Annotated in this window: 20 protein-coding genes and 1 pseudogene; 12 read left to right on the forward strand and 9 right to left on the reverse strand. The window is 66.1% G+C overall.

The window, feature by feature from the left end; genetic code table 11:
- Positions 1-88: 88 nt before the first annotated feature.
- Genes cobM through cbiE form a run of 4 tightly spaced genes read right to left on the reverse strand, consistent with a single transcriptional unit; the run spans position 89 to position 3,898 of the window.
- The gene (gene cobM, locus OKW45_RS07000; RefSeq protein WP_429466791.1) at positions 89-817 is read right to left on the reverse strand and encodes a precorrin-4 C(11)-methyltransferase; all 729 of its coding nucleotides are present in this window, start codon (positions 815-817) and stop codon (positions 89-91) included.
- A gap of 20 nt (positions 818-837) precedes the next feature.
- Positions 838-1,578, reverse strand: a complete 741-nt coding sequence (locus OKW45_RS07005; protein ID WP_429466793.1) for a cobalt-precorrin-6A reductase — start codon at positions 1,576-1,578, stop codon at positions 838-840.
- Positions 1,575-2,675 carry a cobalt-precorrin-5B (C(1))-methyltransferase gene (locus OKW45_RS07010; protein ID WP_429466795.1) on the reverse strand — a complete coding sequence of 367 codons (1,101 nt, stop codon included), beginning with the start codon at positions 2,673-2,675 and terminating at the stop codon, positions 1,575-1,577. The genes OKW45_RS07005 and OKW45_RS07010 overlap by 4 nt, the downstream gene beginning before the upstream one ends.
- Positions 2,675-3,898, reverse strand: a complete 1,224-nt coding sequence (gene cbiE, locus OKW45_RS07015; RefSeq protein ID WP_429466796.1) for a precorrin-6y C5,15-methyltransferase (decarboxylating) subunit CbiE — start codon at positions 3,896-3,898, stop codon at positions 2,675-2,677. The genes OKW45_RS07010 and cbiE overlap by 1 nt, the downstream gene beginning before the upstream one ends.
- 307 nt (positions 3,899-4,205) lie before the next feature.
- Between cbiE and cobG the strand changes: the two genes are divergently transcribed.
- Genes cobG through cobJ form a run of 4 tightly spaced genes read left to right on the forward strand, consistent with a single transcriptional unit; the run spans position 4,206 to position 8,759 of the window.
- Positions 4,206-5,645, forward strand: coding sequence for a precorrin-3B synthase (cobG, locus tag OKW45_RS07020; protein ID WP_429466798.1), 1,440 nt, complete (start codon positions 4,206-4,208; stop codon positions 5,643-5,645).
- Positions 5,638-6,264 (forward strand): precorrin-8X methylmutase, encoded by a 627-nt coding sequence (locus tag OKW45_RS07025; protein ID WP_090809844.1) that lies wholly within the window; start codon positions 5,638-5,640, stop codon positions 6,262-6,264. Before cobG ends, OKW45_RS07025 begins: the two co-directional genes overlap by 8 nt.
- Complete coding sequence (locus OKW45_RS07030; protein WP_018425219.1) at positions 6,265-7,008, forward strand: precorrin-2 C(20)-methyltransferase; 744 nt, start codon at positions 6,265-6,267, stop codon at positions 7,006-7,008.
- Entirely contained in the window at positions 7,005-8,759 is a 1,755-nt protein-coding gene (cobJ, locus tag OKW45_RS07035; protein WP_429469289.1) for a precorrin-3B C(17)-methyltransferase, read from the forward strand. Before OKW45_RS07030 ends, cobJ begins: the two co-directional genes overlap by 4 nt.
- A 34-nt stretch (positions 8,760-8,793) precedes the next feature.
- On the opposite strand, the gene OKW45_RS07040 is transcribed toward cobJ, so the two are convergent.
- Positions 8,794-11,415, reverse strand: coding sequence for an AAA family ATPase (locus OKW45_RS07040; protein WP_429466802.1), 2,622 nt, complete (start codon positions 11,413-11,415; stop codon positions 8,794-8,796).
- Positions 11,412-12,617 (reverse strand): metallophosphoesterase family protein, encoded by a 1,206-nt coding sequence (locus OKW45_RS07045; RefSeq protein WP_429466803.1) that lies wholly within the window; start codon positions 12,615-12,617, stop codon positions 11,412-11,414. Before OKW45_RS07045 ends, OKW45_RS07040 begins: the two co-directional genes overlap by 4 nt.
- Positions 12,618-12,811: 194 nt before the next feature.
- Here OKW45_RS07045 and OKW45_RS07050 point away from each other — a divergent pair, with 194 nt between their 5' ends.
- The 4 genes from OKW45_RS07050 to OKW45_RS07065 all read left to right on the forward strand — a co-directional run bounded on the left by OKW45_RS07050 (position 12,812) and on the right by OKW45_RS07065 (position 18,953).
- Positions 12,812-14,092 carry a DUF445 domain-containing protein gene (locus OKW45_RS07050; protein WP_018425224.1) on the forward strand — a complete coding sequence of 427 codons (1,281 nt, stop codon included), beginning with the start codon at positions 12,812-12,814 and terminating at the stop codon, positions 14,090-14,092.
- Positions 14,093-14,414: 322 nt separating this feature from the next.
- Positions 14,415-16,088: a hypothetical protein gene (locus OKW45_RS07055; RefSeq protein WP_429466805.1), complete on the forward strand. Its 1,674-nt coding sequence runs from the start codon at positions 14,415-14,417 to the stop codon at positions 16,086-16,088.
- A 291-nt stretch (positions 16,089-16,379) separates the two neighbouring features.
- Positions 16,380-16,667: a hypothetical protein gene (locus OKW45_RS07060; protein WP_429466807.1), complete on the forward strand. Its 288-nt coding sequence runs from the start codon at positions 16,380-16,382 to the stop codon at positions 16,665-16,667.
- 306 nt (positions 16,668-16,973) lie between these two features.
- Entirely contained in the window at positions 16,974-18,953 is a 1,980-nt protein-coding gene (locus OKW45_RS07065) for an AI-2E family transporter (protein WP_429466809.1), read from the forward strand.
- Positions 18,954-19,017: 64 nt separating this feature from the next.
- Here OKW45_RS07065 and OKW45_RS07070 read toward each other — a convergent pair whose 3' ends face one another.
- A complete protein-coding gene (locus tag OKW45_RS07070) occupies positions 19,018-19,923 on the reverse strand; it encodes a LysR family transcriptional regulator (RefSeq protein WP_429466811.1) in 906 nt (301 codons plus the stop codon).
- A 114-nt stretch (positions 19,924-20,037) separates the two neighbouring features.
- Between OKW45_RS07070 and OKW45_RS07075 the strand changes: the two genes are divergently transcribed.
- Complete coding sequence (locus tag OKW45_RS07075; RefSeq protein WP_429466813.1) at positions 20,038-20,448, forward strand: (R)-mandelonitrile lyase; 411 nt, start codon at positions 20,038-20,040, stop codon at positions 20,446-20,448.
- Between the two features lie 134 nt (positions 20,449-20,582).
- The gene (locus OKW45_RS07080) at positions 20,583-21,284 is read left to right on the forward strand and encodes a carboxymuconolactone decarboxylase family protein (RefSeq protein WP_429466815.1); all 702 of its coding nucleotides are present in this window, start codon (positions 20,583-20,585) and stop codon (positions 21,282-21,284) included.
- Positions 21,285-21,566: 282 nt separating this feature from the next.
- Here OKW45_RS07080 and OKW45_RS07085 read toward each other — a convergent pair.
- Together OKW45_RS07085 and OKW45_RS07090 are read right to left on the reverse strand one after the other, a co-directional pair.
- Positions 21,567-22,064, reverse strand: a pseudogene (locus tag OKW45_RS07085) (SDR family NAD(P)-dependent oxidoreductase); the annotation flags it as partial.
- A 108-nt stretch (positions 22,065-22,172) separates the two neighbouring features.
- Positions 22,173-22,925: an SDR family oxidoreductase gene (locus tag OKW45_RS07090; protein WP_429466817.1), complete on the reverse strand. Its 753-nt coding sequence runs from the start codon at positions 22,923-22,925 to the stop codon at positions 22,173-22,175.
- Positions 22,926-23,114: 189 nt separating this feature from the next.
- Between OKW45_RS07090 and pdxR the strand changes: the two genes are divergently transcribed.
- Both pdxR and OKW45_RS07100 read left to right on the forward strand, forming a co-directional pair.
- Entirely contained in the window at positions 23,115-24,641 is a 1,527-nt protein-coding gene (gene pdxR, locus OKW45_RS07095; protein ID WP_429466819.1) for a MocR-like pyridoxine biosynthesis transcription factor PdxR, read from the forward strand.
- Positions 24,642-24,769: 128 nt separating this feature from the next.
- Positions 24,770-26,506, forward strand: coding sequence for an FAD-dependent oxidoreductase (locus tag OKW45_RS07100; protein WP_429466820.1), 1,737 nt, complete (start codon positions 24,770-24,772; stop codon positions 26,504-26,506).
- Positions 26,507-26,509: the final 3 nt, after the last annotated feature.

Raw genomic sequence — 26,509 nt, forward strand, 5'->3', positions numbered from 1 at the left:
AGACGGGCGGCCAGGCTCGCGCGCTGCGTCACATTATGATCGACAACGCACGCGGCTTCCTGACGCCAGAAAGGCTTTCACGGCGCCGTCAACTGCCCTTCGCATACAGCGTCGAATCGGCGAACCCTTCGGCGGCCAGCACCTGGCCGACCAGAATCAGCGCGGTGCGCTCGATCGCGCTGCCCTGCACCTTCGCGACGATATCGTCGAGCGTGCCAGTGATCTTTTCCTCGTCGGGCCAACTCGCGCGATAGATCACCGCGATCGGACACGCGCCGCCGTAATGCGGCCGCAACTCATCGACGATGCGCGCGAGATGCCGCACGCCGAGGTGAATCGCCAGCGTCGCGCGATGCCGCGCGAGATCGCCCAACTGCTCGCCTTCGGGCATCGACGTTTTGCTCGCGTAGCGCGTGAGGATCAGCGTCTGCGACACGTCGGGCAGCGTCAACTCGCAGCCGAGCGCCGCCGCGCATGCGGCCGTCGCGGTAACGCCGGGCACGATTTCGTAAGGAATGGCCAGCTCGCGCAAACGGCGGATCTGCTCGCCGATCGCACCGTACAGCGACGGATCGCCCGAATGCACGCGCGCGACATGCTGGCCCTTCGCGTGCGCCGCCGCGAGCAGCGCGACGATCTGGTCGAGATCGAGCTCCGCGGTGTTGATCACCTGTTGCGCGCCATGACCTTCGAGCACCGCGGCCGGCACCAGCGACCCCGCATACAGGATCACCGGACAACTGCGCACGAGACGCTGCCCTTTGACCGTGATCAGTTCCGGGTCGCCCGGACCCGCGCCGATAAAAAACACTGTCATTCAGTACTCCAGTTATTTGCTCACTTACCCGAATCCGCATTCGCCTGCGCGGACAACGCATCGAGAAGATCGGCAACGCTGGCGAACTCGCGATCGATCTCGGGCAACACCGGCCGTCGCAGCATGATCACCGGCAAGCCGCGTTCGCGCGCGACCTCGAGCTTCGCCTCGGTCGCGCCGCCGCCGCTGTTCTTGCTGACGACCACGTCGAACGCCTGCAGCGCGAACAGCGCGCGTTCGCCGTCGAGCGTGAACGGTCCGCGCGCCGCGAGGATGCGCGAGCGCGCCGTGTCCGGATGCGAATCGAGCACGCGCACGGTCCAGAATTGATGCGGCGGAATCTCGTCGAGATGCGCGAGCGGTTCGCGCCCGAGCGTGAAAAGCGGCCGCCTGAACGGCGCGAGCGTGTCGATCAGTTCGTCCCAGTCATCGACCATGCGCCAGTCGTCGCCGGCTTGCGGCTGCCACGCTGGACGCCGCAGCGCCCAGCACGGCACCTTCGCCGCGCGGCACGCGTCTACGGCATTCGCGCTGATCCGCGCCGCGTACGGATGCGTCGCGTCGATCACGAGGCCGATCGCTTCGCTCGCGAGGTAACGCGCCAGACCCGCACTGCCGGCGAAACCGCCGACGCGCACCGCGCACTTCAAGTCGTCGGGGACCTTGCCGAGTCCCGCGAGACTGTACACATGCGCGGGACCGAGTTGGCGCGCGATCTTCAGCGCGTCGCCAGTGCCGCCGAGCAGCAGGATGCGCGTCATCGCGCGACTCCGACGATGTTGCCCTGCCGGTCGATCGCGAAGATTTCGACGCTGACCTGCGGCGGCACGATATCGCGAGCAACGGCCAAAGCGTGCTGACAGACGATATCGCCGAGCGGCACCTGCCGCGCGTGAGCGAGCGCGAGCGCCTGCTGGCTCGTGTTGGCCGCGCGCATCGCCGCTTGCAGCGCGGCGTCGGCGCCATGCGCGGCAGCCCAGCCGGCGAGTTGTTCGAGATCGATGCTGGAGTTGCGGCTATGCAGATCGAGATGGCCAGCCGCGAGCTTGCTGAGCTTGCCGAAGCCGCCGCAAATGCTCAGTCGCTCGACCGGCGCGCGCTTCACATGCTTGAGCACTGCGCCCACAAAATCGCCCATTTCGATCAGCGCGATATCGGGCAGGCCGTAATGCGCGCGCATCGCGTCCTCGCTCGCGTTGCCGGTGCAGGCGGCCACATGCGTATAGCCGTTCGCGCGCGCGACGTCGATGCCCTGATGGATCGACGCGATATACGCCGAGCACGAAAACGGCCGCACGATGCCGGTGGTGCCGAGTATCGACAGCCCACCGACAATCCCGAGTCGCGGGTTCATCGTTTTCAGCGCGAGCGCTTCGCCGCCTTCGACGCCGATCGTCACTTCGAAGCCGCCGCGATACGCGTGGCGCGCGGCGAGTTCGTCGAGGTGCTGCGTGATCATCTGGCGCGGGACCGGATTGATCGCCGGTTCGCCGACCGGCAGCGTGAGCCCCGCGCGCGTGACCGTACCGACGCCCGGCCCCGCGCGAAAGATCACACCGGGCCCGGGCACGAGGCGCACGCGCGCGAACACGAGCGCACCGTGGGTCACGTCGGGATCGTCCCCGGCGTCCTTGATCGTGCCCGCTTCGGCGATCCGTTCGCCGTCGGTCGCGGCAAGCCGGCAGAACGTGAGCCGCATCGGCACGTGCTGGCCCTTCGGCAACACGATCTCCGCGACCTCGCTGACCTCGCCCGCCAGCAGTAGACGAGCGGCCGCGAGCGACGTCGCGGTCGCGCAACTGCCGGTCGTATAGCCGCTGCGCAGCGGCGCCGGCTGTTCGGGAGTCTCGTCGCGCATCACGAATCGGCCGATGGTTTGGCGGGTTTGGTCACGTCGAGCAGTGTGATCGGCAACGCCTGGCGCCACGTATCGAAGCCGCCGAGCGGTTGCGCGTGAGCGAGCCCGATGCGCGTCAGCGTACCGCCATGCCGCTCGCGCCATGCGGCGAGCACCGCCTCGCCTTGCAGCGTCACCGCGTTCGCGACGAGCCGGCCGCCGTCGCGCAGTTGTGTCCAACAGGTGTCGAGCACGTCGGGCTCCGTCACCCCACCGCCGATGAACACCGCGTGCGGCGCCGGCAGTCCCCGCAACGCGTCGGGCGCGCGGCCGGCCACGAGCTGCAGCCCGGGCACGCCCAAAGCATCGCGATTCTGTTCGATGAAGCGCTGCCGCGCTTCGTTCGCTTCGATCGCGATCGCGCGACACGTGGGATGCGCGCGCATCCATTCGATTCCGATCGAACCGCTGCCCGCGCCGACGTCCCACAGCAATTCGCCGGGCGCGGGCGCGAGGCGCGCGAGCGTGATGACGCGCACGTCGCGCTTGGTCAACTGGCCGTCGTGGATAAAGGCGTCGTCGGGCAAACCGCAGGTCAGCGGCAGACGCGGCGCATGCGCCGACGCGCGGCACTCGAGCGCGATCAGATTGAGCGCGGCCATCTCGCCGGCCGGCCATTGATCCGCGCGGCCATCGACACGCCGTTCGCGTGCGCCGCCCAGATGTTCGAGCACGGTCATGGCAGTCGCGCCGAAACCGCGCGCATCGAGCGAGGCCGCCAGTGCCGCGGGCGTGCGCCCGTCCGCGCTCAGCACGAACAGACGCGCGCCGTCACGCAGATGCGCATTCAGCGCGGCAAGCGGTCGGCCGACCAGCGAGACGGTCGCGACATCCTGCAACGCCCAGCCGAGCCGCGCGGCCGCGAGCGACAAGGACGACGGCGCCGGCAGCACGCGCAACTCGCCGGCCGGCAACTGCCGCGCGAGCGTCGCGCCGACGCCGAACAGCATCGGGTCGCCGCTCGCGAGCACGCACACCGCGTGCGGACGCTCGGCGAGCAACGGCGCGAGATCGAACGGACGCGGCCACGCGGCACGGCGCGCGGCGAGCCGCGCGGGCAGCATCGCCAGATGGCGCTCGCCGCCGTACACGACCGACGCGCCCAGCAACGCACGCCGCGCGGGCCGCCCCAAACCGGCGAAGCCGTCGTCGCCAATGCCCACTACGGTCAGCCATGCCGGCATGCATCCATCCTCATCAGTTGCGTCGATTCTTTAGCGATTGCACCGGCTCACGCATGCGGCTTTGCGCAGGCTCGGAGCGCGGGTTGCGAAAGTCCGCATGATACCGCCGCCATGCGGCCCGCGGCTTCGCGGCGGAGCGCCATGCTGCCGGGATCACCGGTATCGCGCGATGGCCGGCAAACAGGCGCTGCGGCCGCAGCGTAAAGATATAATGGCCGCTTTCATTGCCCACGGTCAGCCCGCAGCGCTTTTCGGCCGCACAGTTCACGCCGGTCCTCGTCGGGCAGCATGCAGCGAGGCCGCAGCCATGCCGTCGCGCGACGCTAAACCCGGTGCCCCTTTGAATCGAGCTTCGCCTCCCACCGTTTCGTCCCACGCGGTCACGACACCGCGGCCCTCGGCATGTCCGGGGTTGCTGCGCATCGTCCCCGCGCGCGACGGCGGCATCTGCCGCATCAAACTGCCCGGCGGCGTCCTGAGCGCGGCGCAGGCACGCGCGATCGCCGATGCGAGCACGCGGCACGCGAACGGCGTCGCCGAACTGACCAATCGCGCGAATCTGCAACTGCGCGGCGTGCGTGACGGACACGAAGCGGCGTTGAGCGCGGCGCTGATCGGCGCGGGGCTTGGACCGGCGGGCGCGCTCAGTTCCGCCGACGACGTCCGCAACGTGATGATCAGCCCCGCCGCCGGCCGCGATCCGCACGCGCTGCTCGACACGACGCCACTGTGCGGAGAACTGCTGGCGCTGCTGCAAGGCGATGCGCGCTTCGTAGCGTTGTCGCCGAAATTCGCGCTGCTGCTCGACGGCGGCGAACAGCTTGCGCGGATCGATCATCCGCATGACGTGTGGCTCGCGGCGTCGGCTGACGAAGAAGGCGTGCGCTTCGTGTTCGGCCTCGCGGGGTGCCCGGCTCCGGCAGGCGAGAACTCGAACCCGCGCGACCATCGCGATTCCAACGGCACGGGCGCGCTCGCGGCGGTGCCGCCGTCGCGCGTGCCCGCGCTCCTGCGCGCGTTGCTGCACACGTTCCTCGACCTCGCCGCAGCCGACGCGACCCGCATGCGCGACCTGCTCGCCACGCATTGCGCCGACGCGCTGCTGCAGCACGCGCAGCGCTACGTCGATTTCCCGCTCGCGCGCGACGCATCGCTGAGCCACTGGCAACGGCACATCGCCGCCAACCCATCGCTGCGGCTCGGCGCGCACGCGCAGCGCGGCGACGGCAGGTCGCATGTCGGCGGCCAACCACCGCTCGGCCGGATCGATGCGGCCACGCTGCGCGCCCTGGCTGCGCTCACGCAAAAACACGGCAACGGCAGGTTGCACGCGACGCCATGGCAAAGCGTGCTGCTGCCCGACATCGCGACGACGGCGGTGCCCGCCGTGCTCGCGAAGCTGATCGCACTCGGTCTCGCGTGCGATCCCGCGCAGGCCATCACGCACGTGATCGCCTGCGCCGGTTCGGCCGGCTGCGCGAAGGGCCTCGCCGACACCAAGACCGACGCGCTGCAACTCGCCGAGCGCTTGCCCGCCGGCGTCGACGTGCATCTGACCGGCTGTCCGCGCTCCTGCGCGGCAGCCCATCGCGCGCCCTACACGCTGCTCGCCGCCGCGCCCGGCCTCTACGACCTTTATCGACGCGACGGCCGCCCCGGCTTCGGCCAATGCGTCGCGCCCCAACTGACGATCGACGAGGCCGCCGCGCTGCTCGCGCGCCTCGCCCGGAGTACTCCACATGCTTGATTACATTCGCGACGGTCAGGAAATCTATCGCCAATCGTTCGCGACGATCCGCGCGGAGGCCGACCTCGCGCGCATCCCCGCCGACCTCGAAAAGCTCGCGGTGCGCGTGATCCACGCGTGCGGCATGGTAGACGTGATCGACGACCTCGCGTTCTCCGACGGCGCCGGCAGCGCGGGCCGCCGCGCGCTCGCGCAAGGCGCGCCGATCCTGTGCGATGCGGGCATGGTCGCGCAAGGCATCACGCGCGCGCGGCTGGCCGCGAACAACGAAGTGATCTGCACGCTCACGCACCCGGACGTGCCCGCGCTCGCGCGCGAAATCGGCAACACGCGCTCGGCCGCCGCGCTCGAATTGTGGCGCCCGCATCTGGCGGGCAGCGTCGTCGTGATCGGCAATGCACCGACTGCGCTGTTTCATCTGCTCGACATGCTCGATGCCGGCGCGCAGAAGCCGGCGCTGATTCTCGGCTTTCCGGTCGGCTTCGTCGGCGCGGCGGAATCGAAAGCGGCGCTCGCGCAAAACAGCCGCGGCGTCCCCTATGTGGTCGTGCACGGACGGCGCGGCGGGAGCGCGATGGCCGCCGCCGCGGTCAACGCGCTTGCGACGGAGGTCGAATAAATGGCGAGCCAGCTAACGAGTCGCGGACGGCTGTACGGCATCGGCGTCGGTCCCGGTGACCCGGAATTGCTGACGTTGAAGGCGCTGCGGCTGCTCAAAGCGGCGCCGGTGGTCGCGTATTTCGTCGCGAAGGGCAAGAAGGGCAACGCGTTCGGCATCATCGAGGCGCATCTGCACGACGCGCAGCAGCATCTGCCGCTCGTCTATCCGGTCACCACCGAAGCGCTCGAACCGCCGCTGTCGTACGAAGCGATCATCGCGGACTTCTATGACACCGCCGCCGAAATCGTCGCGGGCCATCTCGACGCGGGCCGCGACGTCGCGGTGATCTGCGAAGGCGATCCGTTCTTCTATGGCTCGTACATGTATCTGCACGACCGGCTCGCGGCGCGCTACGACAGTGAGGTGGTGCCCGGCGTGTGCTCGATGCTCGGCGGCGCGGCGGTGCTCGGCGCGCCGCTCGTGTATCGCAACCAGAGCTTGTCGGTGCTGTCGGGCGTGCTGCCCGAAGATGAATTGCGCCGCCGTCTGGCCGACGCCGACGCGGCGGTCATCATGAAACTCGGCCGCAATTTCGACAAGGTACGGCGCGTGCTCGACGAACTCGGACTCGCGCACCGCGCGCTGTACGTCGAACGCGCGACGATGCGAAATCAGCGCATCGTGCCGCTCGCGGAAGTCGATCCGATGGCGTCGCCGTATTTCTCACTGCTGGTCGTTCCGGGGCAAAAATGGCAAGGATGAACGCGCCCGCCATCGTGATTCTCGGCACGGGCGCGCTTGCGACCGCGCGGCGGATTCAGGCGTCGTATGTCGAGCGTGGCGCGCATGCCGCGGCCGGCGTTGCCACGGACTGCCAGGTCCATGCGCTGCAGGGGCGCGTCGACGCCGACGTCTCGTACAGCGAACTCGGCGCGCATCTGCGCGAGCTGTATGCGCGCGGCACGCCGATCGTCGCGCTGTGCGCGGCCGGCATCGTGATTCGCTGCCTCGCGCCGCTGCTGTCGAACAAAGGCGCCGAGCCGCCGGTCCTCGCGGTCGCCGAGGACGGCAGCGCGGTCGTGCCGCTGCTCGGCGGCCTCGCGGGCGTCAACGTGATGGCGCGCGACATCGCCGCGGCGTTGGCCGTGCAGCCCGCGATCACGACGAGCGGCGAGCTGCGTTTCGGCACCTGCGTGCTCAATCCGCCCGATGGCTATGCGCTCGCCGACCTGGGTCAGGGCAAGCGCTTCGTGTCGGATCTGCTCGCGGGCGAAAGCACGCGCATCGAAGGCGACGCGCCGTGGCTCGACGACGCGCAACTGCCGCGCTCGGAGTCGGCGCGTCTCGCGATTCGCGTGACGCCGCGCGCGTGGGATGGGCGTGAAGACGAACTCGTCATTCATCCGCGCAGTGTGGTGGCGGCTGTCGCCAGCGGCGATGCCGATGCCGCCGACGCGATCGTCGCGCGCGTGCGCGCGGCACTGAACGCGCAGGGTCTCGCGATGCTTTCGCTTGCGGCCTTGCTCGCGCCATCGACGAGCATGGCCGACCCGGCGCTCGCGCAAGCGGCAAGGCTTCTCGAGGTGCCGCTGCGCTTCGCCGATGCCAGCGCCGAACAGGGCGAATCGAGTGCCGCAAGCTTGCTGCATACCGCGCTGCGCGTCCCCCACGAAACGCTGCACGACGACGCACACCCCAACGTCGCGCTCGCCCTCTCCCCGCTCGCCATCGACCCCGCGACGCTCGGCCGTGCCCGCGGCCGTCTGACCGTGATCGGCCTCGGTCCCGGCCGGGCCGAGCTGATGGTCCCGGCCGCGCGCGCCGCGTTGAACGAAGCCACCGACATCCTCGGCTACGACACCTACGTGAAAATGGCCGGCCCGCTGCGCGCCGGTCAGCGCGTGCACGGCACCGACAATCGCGAGGAAATGCAGCGCGCGCGGCACGCGTTCGAGCTCGCGAGCGAAGGCCGCTCGGTCGTGATGGTGTCGTCGGGCGACCCCGGAGTGTTCGCGATGGCGGCCGCCGTGCTCGAAGCGCTCGAAGCTTCCCGGAACGACGCATGGGCGGCCGTCGAACTATCGATCGTGCCGGGCGTGTCGGCCGCGTTCGCGACCGCCGCGCAGGCCGGCGCGCCGCTCGGCCACGACTTCTGCATGCTGTCGCTGTCGGACAACCTGAAGCCGTGGACGATCATCGAAACCCGCCTGCGCCATGCGGCGCAAGCCGATCTCGTGATGGCGTTCTACAACCCGATCTCGCGCGCGCGTCCGTGGCAACTCGACAAGGCACTCGACATCGTGCGGGAGTATCGCGTGCCATCGACCCAGGTGGTGCTGGGTCGCGATATCGGCCGGCCCGGCGGCACGCTGCGCACGCTGACGCTCGGCGAGCTTCGCTCGGCCGATGTGGACATGCGCACGATGGTGATCCTCGGGTCGTCGCTGACGAGAAGATTCGCTTGCGGTCATCACGGCGCGCAGTGGGTGTACACGCCGCGGTGGTACGGGTAAGCGGACCGTACCGGGTGGTACCAGCCCGCCCCGCTCACGCCACCTTCAGATCCTGCACCGCCCGCTGCCTCACGCCCAGGTCGTCCCACAACTCCGGATGGCACGTGAACACCAGAATCTGATGCCGCGTCGCCGCGTCGATCAACGCGCGTTTGAGCGCGTCGCGGCGCGCGGCATCGGTGTGTACCGCGGCGTCGTCGAGCATCAGCAGAGTCGGCCGGCCTGAGGCCTGCAAGAGATCCGCGTACGCGAGCCGCGTCAGGATGCCGAGCTGTTCGCGCGTGCCGAAGCTGAGCGCATCGAGCAGTTCCGCGCGGCCGTCGCGATCGAGCATCGCCGGAATCAGATCGTCGCCGAGCGCGAGGCTCGACTGCGGAAAAAGCCGCTTCAGGTAGTGACCGACCCGCTCGGTCAACGGCGCACGCAGTTGGGCGAGCGCGGCGTCGCGTTCGTCGACCAGCACTTCGTCGAGCAGACTCAGCGCGCTCGCGCGCAGGCGCAGTTCGTCGTTGCGACGCGTGGCCTGCTCAACCTGGGCTTCGAGCGCGGCAAGCCGTTCGCCGAGGCCCGATGCGCCCATCGTTTCGAGCTGGCTACGCAGCTCCGCGATCCGCAGTTGACGCTCGTGCTGCTCGTTGCGCGCGAGGTCCGCCGATGCGCGATAGCGCTTCGCCTCCGCCACGGGGTCGTCCAGACGCGCCGCATCGAGTTCGCGCTCGCGCTCGCCGCGCTGGTTCTTCAGCGCATCGACCTTGACGCGTTGCTCGACGATGTGCGCCTGCCACCGCGCGCGGTTGCGCCGAAACGCTTCGTCGTTCAACTGCGCTTCTTTACGCTGCAACTGCGCCGTGAGCGAATCGGCCTTCGCAACGCCGCTGGATTGCGCGCCCGCCGCCTGCGCGAGCACCTTGCGCGCGGTCTCCAACGCGTCGCGCGCGATGTCGGCGTTGCGGCGCGCGTCGTCGACCGGCGGCGCCGCGGACACGTCGGGCAGACTGGCAAGGCGCTCGCTCGACGCCTGCAAGCGCGCCGCCGTCGATGCCAGCGCCGCGCGCAACGCATCGATGCCTTGCGGCGCATGGACTTCGAGTATCCTCGCCTGGCTCTTCTGTTGCGCGACCAGCGATTTCCATTGCTCGTGACGCGCCTGCGCATCGCCCACCGACGCGACGCCGAGCGAGCGCAGCAACTGCGCGTGCTTCGCCTCGAGCGACGCCAGCTCCGACAACCGCGCGGACAGATCGGACACGCCCGGAATCACGCGCAATTCGCCGAGCTTCCCGAGACCGATGCGCTTTTCATCGTCGACATGCAGCACGCCCGTGCCGCTGATCGTCTGATCGCCGACGCTCAATTCGCCATTCAAGCTGTACTCGATGCGCGTCATCGCCGCTTCGGTCCGCGCGCGCAACACGGTCAATTCGCCGTCGAGCGCTACGAGGCGCTTGAACTGCGCGTCGTCGAGTTCGAGCGCCGCCGCGTCTCGCGCGGCCTGCAACACCGCCGCGTTCGCCTTGTCCGCCTCGCCGATCGACGCTTCGAGCCGCTGGCCCTCCGCCCGATAGAAATCGACCTGGCTGCGCAGATCGGCGGCGGTTACGGCCGCGTTCGCGAGTTCGAGCGCGCGGTTCGCCTCGGCCGATGCCTGCTCGAACTGCGCCACACGGCTTTGCGCCTGCGCATGCGCGGTTTGCGCGGCCGCGACCTCGGCGCGCGCCGCGTCGAGCTGCTCGCGTTCGCGCGCGATGGCCGCCTCCAGTTCGAGCGCGCCCTGCTCGTGCTGCACCGACAACGCGAGTTCGGCCTCGCCGATCTTCAGCGAGTGCGCGAGCCCTTCGAGACCGCGTTCGAGTTGTTCGACCGCCGCGGCACGTTGCTGCGCGAGCGCGGCCTTCTGCTCGTGAAGCTCCCAGGGACGCCTGCGCTCGGCTTCGTCGAATGCCTGCTGTTGGGCGGCGAGGCGCGCGATGTTGTCGTCGAACTGCTGGCGCTGCTGTTGCAGCTCGTCGCGGCTCGCGATCAGCGAGGCGAGCTTCTGCTCCGCCTCGGCGAGCGGCCCGGTCGACTTCTGCGTGCGCGCGGTCAGCAGTTGCCGCAGCTCGCGCTGCACGGCCGCGATCAGCGCGTCCTCGCCGCCCGCTTCGCGGCCGCCCGACAGTTGCGTGAGCGCGTCGCGCAGATACTGTGCCGCGTGCCCGGTCGAATCGCGCATCTCCTGCGTGCCGCCTTGCTGCACCCACAACAGACCCGGCACGCCGGCGTTCTCGGCTTTCATCGGACCGCGCGCCGCGCGCGAGAAGCCGAGCAGCGCGGCGAGCTTGTCTTCGGCTTCGTCCTCGCTATACACGGCCTGGCCGATCCTCAGCTCGCAACGCTGACGCGACACGAACTGCTTCGACAGACGGCACGCCACACCATCGAGCTCGAAGCTGACCTCGACCGACGGCTGCCCGCTCGCGAGCCCCCACGGCAACAGGTCTTTCAGATGCGACGCCTTGTAGCGTTCGAGGAACACCGTGCGCACCGCCTCGGCAATCGTGCTTTTGCCGGCCTCGTTCGGGCCGATGAACAGATTGAGACCGGGCTGCAGATCGTCGATCACGATCTGCCCGCCGAACTGCCTGAATTCCTGAATCGCGATACGCTGCAGCTTCATGCGGGGGCTCCTTCACGCGGCGCTTCAGGTTGCTGCCGCTCGCGCGTCTGCGCGGGTGTTGCGGCCTGCGAATCGCGTTGCCGCTGGTCGCGCTGAAAACGCGCCAGCAGCAGCAACGCCTCGGCCGCGCGCCGCGCCTCTTGCGGATCGGCCTGCGCGTCTTCCTGCAGGCCGCGCAGCCGCGCCACCACCTTCGCGAGATAGCCGCTTTGCGCGCCGAGTTCGGCGAGATCGTCGGCGGTCGGCAGCACGTGCAGACTGCCCAGATCGGCACGCAACGCGCGCACGCCCGCGCGCGCCTGTTCGACCGCGACATGCAGCGCCTCGGCATCGGCGAGCGCCGCGGTGCCGCCGACCTCGATGCGCAGCACGTCATTCGCGCCGAGTTCGGCGAGGCGGGTTTTCAATGCATCGACATCGGTCGGCACCGAAATCGTCTCGTCCCAGCGATGCCACCGGTATTGCCCGACCCGCACCGCGGCGACCTGCGGCACCGCACCGGGATCGCTGACGGTAACGTCGAGCACGAAGCCCGGCTCGTTCGCGCGGAAACGGTCCTGCTCGTGCGTGCCCGCGTACCACGTGCGTTCGTCGACACGCAGATGGCCATGCCAGTCGCCGAGCGCCAGATAGTCGAGCCGCGCACTGGCGGCGCGCGTCGGCGCGATCGGATTCGACGAATCGATGCCGTCTTGCAGAATGCCGCCGACGCTGCCATGCGCGAGCCCCACGCGGTGATAGCCTGGCGGAGTATCGGTGGAATCGAAGAACGCGGTGGTGTCGTCGTAGGTGATGCGCTGCGTGAGCGGCGCGCACAGCAGCGCGCAACGGCACGCGTCGAGCAGCACGACGCCGGCTTCGAGCACGAGTCGCACGTTCGGCGGCACGCAATCGAGCCGCTGCGCGCGGGTCCACACGCTTTCGACGAGCGCCGCGTCGTGATTGCCCGGCAGCATGATCCACGCTCCGGAAAACGCTTGTAGCGCGGCGAACAACCGTCGGATCACGGTGTCCGACACCGTCTGCAGATCGAACACGTCGCCCGCGACGAGCACCGCGTCGACGTTGCGCGCGGCCGCTTCTTCGGCGATGCGGCGCACCGTGTCGAAGCGCGCCTGGGCGAGATGCGCGGCCTCGTCCGGTTCGAACTGACCGAATTGCGTGCCGATCTGCCAGTCCGCGGTGTGCAGAAACCTGATCACTGTGCCTCCATTTCGATTGCGTTGCGTCCTCTTGCGTTGATTTCGCCGAGGAGCCCAATCGCGAATGTTACCTTGCCGAAGCGCCGGCGCGTATCCAGGCTGGACGCGCGCGCGGGCCGTACCGCATCATTGCAACCGAACCGGCTGAGCCCGCCGACTTTCCAGCCGCCGCCCGACACGATCAACCGCGCCCGATGGACAAGACCACCGAACTGAAGAAGGCCAAGCGCACGCCTTTACTGCTGCTGCTCGCGGCCGCCTGCGTTTTCGTCGTCGCCGCATTCCTGCCGCGCGGCCTGTGGGTCGACGGCATCAAGGCCGTCGCCGAGGCCGCGATGGTCGGCGCGCTCGCCGACTGGTTCGCGGTCGCGGCGCTGTTTCGCCGCGTGCCGATTCCGCTCGTGTCCGCGCACACCGCGATCATCCCGCGCAACAAGCACAAGATCGCCGACAACCTCGCGCACTTCGTGCAGGACAAGTTTCTCGACGTGCCGTCGCTGGTCGGTCTGATCCGCCGGCACGATCCGGCGCAGACCATCACCGCATGGCTCAGCGAATCGGCCAACACCGCGCGCCTCGGCGACTACGTGGTGCGGCTCACCGGCGGCATCCTCGACGTGGCCGACGACGCGCGCATTCAGAACTTCATCAGGGACGGGTTGCGCGACGTGCTCGCGAAGGTCGATCTGTCGCAATCGCTCGGCGCGATTCTCGACACGCTGACGCGCGACGGCCGCCATCAGGAACTGCTCGACACCGCGATCGATCAGGTGATCGCGGTGCTGCGCGAGGCGCCGGCGCGCGAATTCATTGCCGCGCGCATCGTCGATTGGGTGAAAAGCGAGTATCCAAGTATGGAGAAGTTTCTTCCGTCGGTATGGCTCGGCGAGAAGGGGGCGGAGGCGATCGCGAGCGCCGCGAACCGTATGCTCGAACAGATCGCGCAGAACCCCACGCACGAGCTGCGCGACAAGTTCGACCAGGCGGTGCAGAAGCTGATCGTGCGGCTGAAGACCGATCCTGTGTTCCTGCAGCAAGGCGAAGCACTGAAGCGCTATCTGGTCGAAGGCGATGCTTTCGGCAGCTACGTGAAGGACATGTGGGGGGAGTTGCGCGCGTGGCTCAAGCGCGATCTGCAAAACGCCGATTCGGCACTGCATGGGCGTGTCGCCGCGATGGGCGCGTGGGTCGGCCGCGAACTCGCGCGCGATCCAGCGCTGCGGCAATCGCTGAACGATCACCTCGAGGACGCGGCGCGCGCGATGGCGCCGGATTTCGCGCGGTTCCTCACGCGCCATATCAGCGATACCGTGAAGAACTGGGACGCGCATGAGATGTCACGGCAGGTCGAGTTGAATATCGGCAAGGATCTGCAGTACATCCGCATCAATGGGACGATCGTCGGCGGATTTATCGGCTTGTTGCTGTATGTGAGTTCGCTGTGGCTGGAGATGCTGCGGGTGCATGTCGGCTAGCATGCGGATTGGCGGACCCTACCGGTAGTCTTCCATGCCGCCGATCGGCCGAAGGACGTCGCACTTTTTGCCTGATGCGGTTTCGATCGCGGTTTTGAACAAGGAGTGCGCATCGAGCAATTCTCTGACTCGTGCATGCCGCGTTCGCAAATCACTTCGCATTTCGTCACGCGCAAATCGGACAATGGTCAGTACAAAACGGAACGCATTCATCTTCCGACGTGCCGTATCAAGTAGAAGCAACCTGTGTCCATATTCGGGGCCACGTTCCCTCGCCGCTTGCCCGATGTATGATCAGCCATCCTACTTACGTCGACTGGCTATGTCCGAGAACCTTACACACAGTGTCGAGGGAAGAGTTGGAGCCACCGGGTTCTTCTTCGTCGTCGCGTATGCGGCGCTTTCGTTGACAGCGATAGCGCTGGTCGGCCCTTATGGCTGGGACGACGGCGCCATCACTATTGCCTATGCGCATACACTCGGGCGAGACGGGGTACTCGCGTTGACATCAGCTTCGGCGCCGGCCGAAGGTACGTCAACTTTGCTCATGACGGCGATGTTGGCGATAGGGCAGTGGATGATGCATCCAGGCTTTCTGGATGCGATCATGACGGCGCAGTTGCTCTCCTTCATCGCAATGAGCGCTACCCTGGTGCTCGTGTGGCGCGCACTTGAACCGTGCCTGCCGAGCCCAACGCATCGCCTCATCGTGGTGTGCTTGCTGGGGCTGCTGCCAGCCTGTCAGGCCGAGATCATCAATGGCATGGAAATGACGGTCTTTGCGTTGCTGCTGTTTGCGTTCGTGCTCTCCTGGCGCGCGCGATCGACACTCGCCTATGCACTGTTGCCGCTTCTGATGCTGACTCGCTTCGAGGCGGTGTTCTATCTGGGATTCGCGCTTGGCTGGATGGTCGTGTTTTGCCCGCAGGATAGGCCGCATGCCATTCGAATGTGCGTCTGGCTCATGCTTTGCTTTCTGCTGATGACAATCTGGAGGTATCGTGTCTTCGGCACGCTATTGCCGAATACCATCCTGGCCAAGCTGCAAATGCCCTACAGTAAAAAAGGCTGGGACGGCGTATTGGTAAAGCTGCGCGGTCTCAAGGATTTCCTTTTCGTGAATGCCGCGTTTCTGGCTGGCATGTACCTGAGCCGGAAGGGAGAGAAAAAGCGCCGTCTGGATCCGATGCCTGTACTTCTAATATTTTCTTTTGCCGTATTCGCGCTCGTATCCGGAAAAAATTGGGGCTATACCGGGCGGATGTTCATGGCCGTGGTTCCCCTATTCGTCCTTTCTCTCGCAGAACGTTTTGCGAATATGCGTCAGCCATATGTATTTCGTGGGCTTTTGCTGTGCCTCTCTGGAACTTTCCTGTTCAACATTGCGTTGCTGCGCGACAACGTCGACACGGTAATCCTTGGTGCGGCGACGCGTGGCGTGCTGCCCGCTGCGCTGAATGCGGCGGGAGACGCGGCCCGAAAAAGAGCGTGGCACGATTTCCCCGGTGACTGGCGCGGAATTACGCCAGCGAACTACGCGATGACGGGTGCTTCGGTTGATCATCTGCGCGAGTATCTGGGGCAACCGACGCTCAAGTTCATGACGCCAGACGTTGGTGGTGCCGCACTGTGCTGCGAACGTCTGGACATTCTGGATTCGGCGCTGTTGACCAACCCATCGCTGGCGCGTCGCGGGTATGCAGGGTTTGCGGACTATCTGAGCAAGGAACGTCCGGAAGTCATCGAAACACATGGCCTTTGGAGCAGCAACAGCGGGATATACTCCGTCGCTGAATTCCAGACGGACTATCTGCCCGCGATTTACGATGGGACGCTTTTCTGGCTGCGTCATGACGTCCTGGAGCGTCTGGTTGCTCGCGGCGTGGCGGCCGATCCTGTTCGCCCGGGGAGGTTGCTTGATATTCGCTATATGGGAGACAGTCGAGACACCTCGTATCTGATGCGATTTCCCGCTGTGACGGTACTCAGTCCGTGAACCTCTATCGGCTCAGGAGCTGTTGCGAGCGCCCCAACGGGTAGCAACGGTTCGACGAGGGACCACAGTTCGTCGGGTATGCATTCTCTGAGCTTCGCCTCAAATCGCGACAAACCGAGACAGAATAGTACGGAAGGTCTGCTGAACTCGTTTCCTGACCGCTGTACCTTCAGGCGATCAATGCTTTGCAGAGCAGATCGCTTCGCATTTCGGCTTCTTCAAAGGCGTGATGGCGAGCACTCGTTCGCATCGGCCTCGGGCTATGTTGCAGTGCTAGTCCTTGCGCTTTACATGAAATCCACCGACGTGACGGTGCTGTACAGCCATCCCCATCGGCTGTGGATTCTGTGTTGCCTGCTCCTGTACTGGATCAGCCGCGTCTGGATGGTTGCATTTCGCGGTGAGATGCACGACGACCCGATCGCCTACGCAATAAAAAACTGCTCCAGCCTTCTGACCAATGCGCTGTGCGTAGTTGCAGTGCTCATTGCGATTAGCCCGCGATGCATGGTGCGTGACCGGCGCACGCGTTCATCGTGTCGCATGTCGGAATGTGTCGATAAGTTCCACAGCCGCTGACGCCATGTTGCCTTTGGTGACCCTGGCATGCGTCGCCCTTCGCTCACGGTCTCGCCGTTGGGTGTTGGCGTTCTCGAATTCGAGCGGCAAACGGTAGCCAATCCTACTGTGCAGGCGGCGTACGTCGTACCAGCCCTCCAGGAACCAGACGATGCGCGGCCGGCGATCTGAATCGGCCTCTTACCGCTCGCCGCGACGTGGCAGAGCACCCCACCCCGCCAAACCACCTACAATTCGGGCATCTGTCTTGCTGACGACCAGTGCTCCGCTCGGCCGTCAACACGTCCCAACCGGAATTCTGCTTACATGAAAATATCGCTACCGCCGCCGCATGGGCGGCCCAACCGCGTTTACCCGCCGGGCACGCCGGGCCTGCATGGCCTCGTGTCGCTGATCACCGGCGTGGTGGTCGTGTGCGGGCTGTACTTCGGGCGGGAGGTACTGATTCCGATCACGTTGTCGGTGCTGCTGAGCTTCCTGCTCGCGCCGCTCGTGCAGATGCTGCGGCGTCTGCACATGGGCCAGTTGCCGTCGATCTTCATCGCGGTCCTGTTCGCTCTCGCCTCGCTGCTCGCGGTCGGCGCGCTGATCGGCGCGCAGCTCGTGCAGCTCGCGGACGCGCTGCCGCAGTACCAGGAAGCGATCGAGCAGAAGATCGAAACCGTGCAGGAAAAGACCGTGGGCCGCGCCGACTCCCTGATGAGCAGCGCTGCCAGCGCGCTGCAGCGCGTGGCGCCATCGCGCCCCGCGCCGCCGCGCCCGACCGGCCGCGCCGCGCGCAACGCGCCGCAGGTGCCGCAACAGGTCGAGGTGCACGAGCCCGCGCCGACGCCGGTGCAACTTGCGCAGCGCGCGCTGACGCCGGCCATCGCGCCGATCGAGACGACCTTCATCGTGCTGGTCGTGACCATCTTCATCCTGTTGCAGCGCGAGGATTTGCGCGACCGTCTGATCAGCCTGTTCGGTTCGCGCGACTTGCACCGCACGACTACCGCGATCAACGACGCCGCCGGGCGCCTGTCACGCTATTTCGTCGCGCAGCTCGGCGTGAATCTGAGCGCGGGCGGCATCATCGCGATCGGGCTCGCAATCATCGGCGTACCGGGGGCGCTGCTGTTCGGCGTGATCGCCGCGCTGCTGCGCTTCGTGCCGTACATCGGCATCTGGATCGCGGCGATCCTCGCATTCTTTCTCGCAGCCGCGATCCAGCCGCAATGGACGATGGCGGTCCTCACGCTGATCCTGTTCATCGTCGTCGACGTGGTCGCCGGGCAGATCGCCGAGCCGCTGCTGTATGGTCATCGCTCGGGCCTGTCGCCGCTCGCGGTCGTGGTCGCGGCGATTTTCTGGAGCTGGCTGTGGGGGCCGATCGGCCTCGTGCTGTCGACGCCGCTCACGCTGTGCGTCGTCACGCTCGGGCGCTACGCGGACCGGCTCAACTTCCTGACCGTGCTGCTCGGCGATCAGCCCGCGCTGACGCCCGCGCAGAACTTCTATCAGCGCCTGCTCGCCGACGATCCGCACGAGGCGATCGTGCAGGCCGAACGGCTGCTGCGCGAGATGTCGCTGATCGACTACTACGACAAGGTCGCGCTCGAAGGCCTGCGGCTCGCGCGCAACGACGCGCAGCGCGGCGTGCTGATGCCCGACCAGTTGCAGCGGATCAACGACGCGCTCGTCGATATCGTCGAGAACCTCGATATCGCCGAAGGGCTGCGCGATTCGCTGTCGCCTGCCGAACCGGCGGACGCGGGTAACGCGCTGCTTGCCGGGGCGCCGGACCTGGCGTCGCCGGGCGCGGGTGCCACGGAGCGATACCGCAGCGATCTGCTCACGCGCTCGCAACAGCCGGACGGAGCGGGCAAAGCCGCAGTGTTGTGCGTGCCCGGCCGCGGCGCGTTCGACGAAGTGACGACCGCGATCGCCGTGCAACTGCTGAACCGCCAGGGCTTCGCGCCGCTGATGGCGACGCACTCGGGCTATCGCAGTGCGCGCGCCGACGAGCCGAGCTTCAAGGACACATCGATCATCTGCATCGTGTCGCTCGACGCGCCCGAGTCGCCGCTGTACCTGCGCAACATGCTGCGGCGCACGCGCGAATGGCGGCCACGCGCGACGCTGGTTGTCGGCGTCGGCGTCGGCGACGCGCCGGACGGCAGCGTCGAACTCGATGCGGGCGGGGAGCTGCATGCGTCGCCGACGTTCCGCGCGATGATCGAGGCATGTCACGCGGCGACGGCTGGGCAGCCCATGCGGCAGCCGTCGCAGACGGCCAGCGCCGGCTGAGGCCGGGTGGGCTGACGCCGTGACCGGAGTGGTGAAAATCTGCGTCGTGATCGCCATTTGCCGGTCACTGCGCTCGACGCTGATAACCGCTCTTCAATGCGTCCACTACAAGCTCGACTGCCCGGGATGATTTGCGGCGACCAGGGTAATAGACGTGATGTCCGACGAACGTGGGAAACCAGTCTTCCAGCACCCAATTCAGGCGCCCCGCCCGGACGTGCATCTCAGCCAGGTCTTTGGGCACGTACGCGAGCCCAAACCCGCCAAGCGCTGCGTCCATCATCTGGTAGACGCTATTGAAGGTGAGCTGCCCTTCGACCCGCACCTGCAGTTCTCGCCGCCCCTTCCGTAGCTCCCACGGCAGCAGTGAATCTCGCGTTGGCAATCGGAGATTGATGCAGTTGTGCAGCGTTAGATCCTGCGGCGTCTTCGCCGGTGCGGTCGATTGCAGGTAGCCTGGCGAGCCCGCGATTGCCATCGTCATGTCAGGCGCGATTCGCACCGCGATCATGTCTTTGGCCACCTGGTCGCCTAGCCGCACGCCGATGTCGTACCGATCCGCGACGATGTCGGCTAACCCGTAGTCATTGATCAATTCAATCTTCAGGTCCGGATACTGGCGCAGCAACGGTTGCAGACGCGGCCAAACGTACGAGTTTGCCGCGTAGTCGGTGGTCGTGATCCGGACAGTTCCGCCTGGGCGGCTCGTCATCGCGCGCAAAGAATCGACCTCCGCTTCGATTTCCTGAAAACGCGGTGCAATCGCCGCCAGTAGCCGTTCGCCTGCCTCCGTCAACGAGACACTCCGGGTAGTGCGCATCAGTAACTGAAGGCCCATCCGCTTTTCAAGGCCGGCAACCGTCCGGCTCAAGGCCGACTGCGAGACTCCCAGTTGCGCGGCCGCCCGCGTGAAGTTGCGCTCACGCGCGACGTTCATGAAGCCGACCAGATCGTTGAAATCCTCTTTCAATTAATCCTCCACGGCATAAGGGCATGCCGATATTGCGATCTAGTCGCATCAATTGCCAGGAGTTAGATTAGCAGCAGTGGCATATCACCCCGACGATACCGACGAGGAACAGTCATGGAATTGAAACGTGCGGGCTCCCAGCCCTCGAAGAAAGGCCCTGAAGAGTGGTTTACCGGCACGGTGCGACTCGACCCGCTGAACGCTCCGCCTCCGCCGGCACGCGTTTCGTGCGCGAGCGTCACATTTGAGCCGGGAGCGCGGACTAACTGGCACACCCACCCGCTCGGCCAAACTTTGATCGTTACGGCCGGCTGTGGCTGGACCCAGTGCGAAGGCGAGCCGCGCGTCGAAATCCGGGCTGGTGACGTGATCTGGTGCCCGCCTGGCCACAAGCATTGGCATGGCGCAACTTCGACGACCGCGATGACACATATCGCCATTCAGGAAGCGCTCGACGGCAAGAACGTCGAATGGCTGGAGAAGGTCACGGACGAGCAGTACCTCGGCAGCGGCGAGCAGGTGTAATGCGGTTCATGAGGCCGCACGCGTGCACTTTTGTGCGCCGCAAATCCAGAACGCGGCTGCTGGCGCGCGTCGTTACGGCGACAGGCGTGGCGCTTATCTTCGCTGCCTGTACCTCAATGGAAAGGACTGGAAACATGCAAGATTCATTGTCACAAATTGATCTCACTCCCGTTTCTCCGGCATTCGCGCGTCATACGAACCAGACCGTGCTCGGCGGCCTCTGGAAGAGGCCGCAACTGTCACCCCGAGACCGAAGCATCGTGACGCTGTCGGTGCTTATCGCCCGCAACCAGACCATCGAGATGCCGTTCTATTTCCGGTTGGCGCTGGATAGCGGTGTGAAGCCTGCCGAGATTTCGGAAATGATCACGCACCTCGCCTTCTATTCCGGCTGGGGAAATGCGACCGCAGCGGCTGTCGTCGCGAAGTGTATCTTCGATGAACGTGGCATCGGTATCGATCAGATCCCTCGGGCCGATGTCGAGCCGCTACCACTGAACGAAGTCGCAGAGCAACAGCGTGCGCTGGCGGTCGAGCAAAGCTTCGGCTCGGTCGCTCCCGGCGTTGTTCAGTACACGACCGATGTGCTTTTCCGCGACCTTTGGCTGCGTCCAGGACTCGCTCCACGCGACCGGAGCCTGGTCACGGTGAGCGCCCTGGTTGCCAGCGGTCAGGTCGCTCAGATTCCGTATCACCTCGGCCGTGCCATGGACAACGGTCTGACGAAGGACGAGGCGTCCGAAATGCTGACGCAGCTCGCGTTTTACGCAGGCTGGCCGAACGTCTTTTCGGCGATGCCCGTGTTCAAGGATGTATTCGCGAAGCGAGCGGCATAAACGTCGATGCGGGATCGTCCACCGGTCGGGAAACCGCGTTTTTCCAACCGAGGTGGAAGCTCGTCGGCCCGGATGCTGCACTGGCACCGCGGAAGCTCGAACAAACATCAGTGAGGGACCGCGTCTTCACCTCATACCGGTTCTCGAACAGATTCACGCCACTGACCGAGAAAGGATCCGCAAAAAGGCGCTTGACGTGCAAGGCACGATCCCGGGACCTGGCGAATGCTGTATTCGCTATCGGGAGACGAAAGGGCACCGGCTTACGGTGCCCGAGGAAGGCTAGCGACCGGCGCTCTGACCGCCGTCGACGTGCAGGATTTCTCGCATGATGAACGGTGCGGATTCAAGTAAGAGAATCGCGTCGGCGATATCGCTCATCTCGCCCATGCGCCCCAGCGGATGAAAGGCGCCCAGCGCCTCACGTGTTTCCGGCGCGTGCATCGGCGACTTGATGATCTCCTGCGCGACCGCATTCACGCGAATTCCTTTCCTCGCGTACTCGATCGCCAGTGACTTCGTGGCGGCGTTCAGCCCGCCTGTCGTCAGGGCTGCCAGTACCGAACACACACCACTGACCGCAGCGTCGACGACACTGGCGGTCACGCTGACCACGTGCCCGTTGGATTGCTTTTCCATTTCGGCGATGGCGAGTTGCGTGACGTGATAGAAACCCGCCATGTTCACGTTCGTCACCGCCGCGTAGTCTTCAGCGGTGTATTGAGCGAAAGGCTTTCCAATGTAAATGCCGGCGTTGTTGACCAGCGTGTCGATCCGGCCCATGCTTTGCCCAGGAAATTTTCCGCTCGGCTTCAACGCCACCCGAGTCGATAGCCAATATCAAGCAAAACGCAGACATGCTGATTCTGGTTTCGCATCGACCTGAAATCACCCCTTTTCAGTTTGCGCCAGCCACTGGTCCAGGCTCACGCGGCCAATCCGCGCGTCGCCGAGCGGTACGAGCGACTTTTCCTCGACGCGGCCGCCGTAATAGCGGGCACCTTGATCCGTCACAACAGGGCGCGGGTCGCCGACAGACTTCAGATAACGTCTGATGATGGCGGCAAACGGTTCACGGTCCGGGCCCGCGATATCGACTGTACCGTTCAGTGGCGTGGCGAGAGCGACCTGCGCGAGGATCGCTGCGACGTCATCCGCGGCTATCGGCTGGAACAGTCCGTCCCCAACGCGCACCGTCCCGCCTTCTGTGCCGGAATCAGCAATAGCGCCGATGAATTCCATGAACTGGGTCGCGCGCACGATCGTATAGGGCACGCCCGCCGCTTCAATCGCCTCTTCCTGCGCGACCTTGGCAACGAAATACGCATTTTCCGGCGTGCGGTCGCAGCCGACGATGGAAAGCGCGACGTGATGGCGTACCCCTGCAGCCACTTCGGCTTTGCCGAGGTTGCGCGTCGAGGTGCGGAAAAAGTCGAGCACCGCCTGAGGCTCCCAGGAAGGCGCGTTCGCCACATCCACTACGACGTCCGCGCCCGCTAGCGCGTTGCTCAGACCTTCCCCCGTCACGGCGTTCACACCGGTACGCGGCGACGCAGCAAATGCCTCGTGACCCGCCTCGCCGAGCAGCGTGACGAGGCGCGAGCCGATCAGGCCGGAACCACCGATTACGACGATCTTCATGGCGCATCCTCCAGATGAGAGTCAGTTGACACGGGCAGGCGGCTGGCGGCCGTTGCATCGCGGGAAGAACTCGCCGCCGTCGCATCGTGTGAGGCTATTGTGAGAAGATCATGAACTATCGAAAAGTGCCAAGAATTGTCGATCGGACCAGGACATCCTGATTCCGGTCTGCTTGCCGGCAAGACCGTGATGACCCTACCGCCTACCGCATTCACCGTCGATATCGATCGGCAGCTCCAGTTGCCGATCTACCTGCAGATCTGCGCGCGCTTCAGAACCGCGATCGCCGCAGGGCATCTGCGTCCAGGCGATCGCGTGCCCGCGCTGCGCAGCCTCGCTACGCAACTGAACATGGCGCGCGGCACGGTTGAACTGGCGTATACGGTCCTCGTCGACGAAGGCTACCTGCAGATGCGCGGTGCGGCTGGCACGTTCGTGTCGCCCTCGCTGCCAGCTTCAGTGACGCGCTCGCGTACGCAAAGCACAAAGAGTTCGGACGGCACGCGGAGCGTAAAAGCGGCTACCGCACCTCGGACGCCAGGCGAATCGCACGGCGCTCAACCGGCGCCGCGCCAGCTTGCCATTGCCGCCGCCATGAGCGGCGAGCCCCGGCCGTTGCAACCCGGGCTGCCCGCGCTTGACGCGTTTCCGGTCAAGGCTTGGAAGCGTCTCGTTTCGCATCGCGCGCGCAGCGGCGAGCGCTCGATGCTCGCGTACCCGGATCCTGCCGGCTACCGGCCGCTTCGCGAACACATCGCCACGTATCTTGGGCTGTCGCGCGGGGTGACCTGCCTGCCGGACCAGGTGTTCGTGACGGGCGGCTACCGTGCGACGCTCGAGCTCGTGTTGCGCAGTCTCGCCCGCCCGAACGACAGCGTGTGGTACGAAGATCCGGGTTATCTGCTCGCGCGCGGTTTTCTTGCCGAAACCGGCGTGCAGCTCGTCGCAGTGCCGGTGGACGAAGAAGGGATCGACGTCGAACACGGCATACGGCTGGATGCGCAGGCGCGCTTCGCGGTGGTCACGCCGTCGCACCAGAGCCCGCTCGGGCACACCTTATCGCTCCCCCGACGCATGGCGTTGCTGGGCTGGGCAGAGCAAGCGTCCAGCTGGATCGTCGAAGACGATTACGACAGCGAGTTCCGCTATCTGGGCCGGCCATTGCCGGCATTGAAGAGCCTCGATCGTCACGATCACGTGATCTATTGCGGCACATTCAGCAAGGTGATGTTTCCCGGCTTGCGGCTCGCGTATGCGGTGGTGCCGGAGCGGGCCGTCGAGCGCGTCGGGCGGGTGGCGCGCAGCATGAACGCCGGATCGCCAACCTTGTTGCAGGCCGCTTTGGCGGACTTCATCGAGCGGGGGCATTTTGCGCGACATCTGAAGCGCATGCGTGCGTTATACGCCGAGCGGCGCGTGCTGATCGTGCGCGCGTTGGAGCAGGCGTTCGGCGAACGGCTGAGCGTCGAACTGCCGCCAGGGGGAATCCAGTTCGCGGCACAGTTCGTCGAGGGCCCTGATGGCCCGGTCGACGACGTCGCGGTTGCGGCGCGCGCCCGCGAAGCGGGGCTCGCCGTTCTGCCGCTCTCGGTCTGGTACGCGAATGGTCGCACCCGTCGCACGCCGCGTGGCGTTGTGATGGGCTTCGCAAACATCGCCAATGCAGGTGAAGCGGGCCACCTCGCGCGGAGCTTGCGCGCCTGCCTGGACGGCTAACGAGCGGCGAAGGTCCCGGTCTCTACCACTCGTCACGTTCGCGCGCGGCGTTGTACCCAAAATGAGGACAGCCGCGCGCGAACGCTGACGCATACTGGACCGATAACGCAAGAAAACTGGAGACACGCATGACCCGCCCGTTCAAGCCCTATCCGTTCGCCCCGCGCCGCTATCCGGCCGCGGTGCCGCCGCTCATCGACGGACGCGATCCACAAGCGCGCGCCGTCGCGATCGTCGGCGGCGGTCCGGTCGGCATGACGCTCGCGCTTGCGCTCGCGCGCCAGGGCGTGCGCTCGGTGCTGATCGAGGCGGATGACAGCGTGTGCACCGGCAGCCGCGCGATCTGCATCTCGCGACGCAGCCTCGAAATCTTCAAGCGGCTCGGCGTCGTCGACGGCTTTCTGCAAAAGGGGCTGGCGTGGACCGGCGGGCGCAGTTTCTATCGCGACACCGAGGTGTTCCGCTTCGCGATGCATCAGGACGACGAGCAGTCGCTACCGCCGATGATCAATATCGCGCAGTATCAGATCGAGCAGTTGCTGCTCGACGAGATCGAACGGCACGCCGATCTGATCGACGTGCGCTGGCAAACGCGTGTGACGGGCCTCGAGCAACGGCCGCAGGGCGGCGCGACGTTGATCTTGCGCAGCGCCGATCCTGCCGATCCGCAAGGCAAAAGCTGGCAGATGGACGCTGCTTGGGTCGTCGCCTGCGACGGCGGACGCAGCACGATCCGCGACCTGCTCGGGCTGAAGCTCACAGGCACGACCTACGAAGGCCGCTACGTGATCGTCGATATCGAACTCGACAGCACGCGGGCGACCGAACGGCTCGCGTACTTCGATCCGCCGTCGAATCCGGGCTCGACGGTGCTCGTGCACAAGCAGCCTGACAACGTGTGGCGCATCGACTATCAGTTACGCGACGACGAAGACCCCGACGACGCCGTGCTGCCCGGGAACGTGATACCGCGCGTGCAAAACTTGCTCGACTCGATGGGCGAAGCCGGCGCTTGGTCGCCGATCTGGATCACGATCTACAAGGCCAATGCGCTGACGCTCGAACGCTATCGGCATGGCAGCGTGCTATTCGCGGGCGACGCCGCGCATCTGGTGCCGATCTTCGGCGTGCGCGGCGCGAACTCCGGCATCGACGACGCCGACAATCTCGGCTGGAAGCTCGGCTGCGTGATCAATGGCAGCGCGTCGCCAGCGCTGCTCGATAGCTATAGCGACGAACGTGTGTACGCGGCGCGCGAGAACCTGAGCTATGGCATGAAAAGTACCGAATTCATGGCGCCGCCGACCTTCGCGTTCGACTTGCTGCGCACGGCCGTGCTCGGGCTCGCCGAAAGGCATGCGGCGGTGCGGCCGCTGATCAATCCGCGCCAGACGCATGCGATCGCGTATCGGCAATCGCCGCTGAACTTCGCAGGCGACGGAGCCGATGCGTTCGATCGCGGCCCCGCGCCGGGTACCGTGCTGCCCGAGAGCAGGCTGCTCAAACAATCGCAAGATGGCGCACGGCTCGGCATTCATCTAACCGATCTGCTCGGACCGTGCTTCACGGCGCTGCGCTTCGACGCAGACCTCGCGAACGATGGTGACGCGTGGCGGCAACTGCAAAGCACGCTAGCCCACCAAGGCGTTCCGTTCAACCTGATCGATATCGTCACGGCCGAAGCGCAATCGGCAAACAGCCCTCGAACGATCGACCCAACCGGCCGCCTGCACGACATGCTCGACGCACGGCCCGGCACCGTCTATCTGATCCGCCCCGACGGCCACGTACTCGCGCGCTGGCGCAACGGCAGCGCGGCGGCCGTTCTGCGCGCGCTCGATGCCACGCTGACACGGCAGAACTAACGC

The sequence above is a fragment of the Paraburkholderia lebeckiae genome (assembly GCF_050436225.1).
In the GTDB taxonomy this organism is placed as follows: domain Bacteria; phylum Pseudomonadota; class Gammaproteobacteria; order Burkholderiales; family Burkholderiaceae; genus Paraburkholderia; species Paraburkholderia tuberum.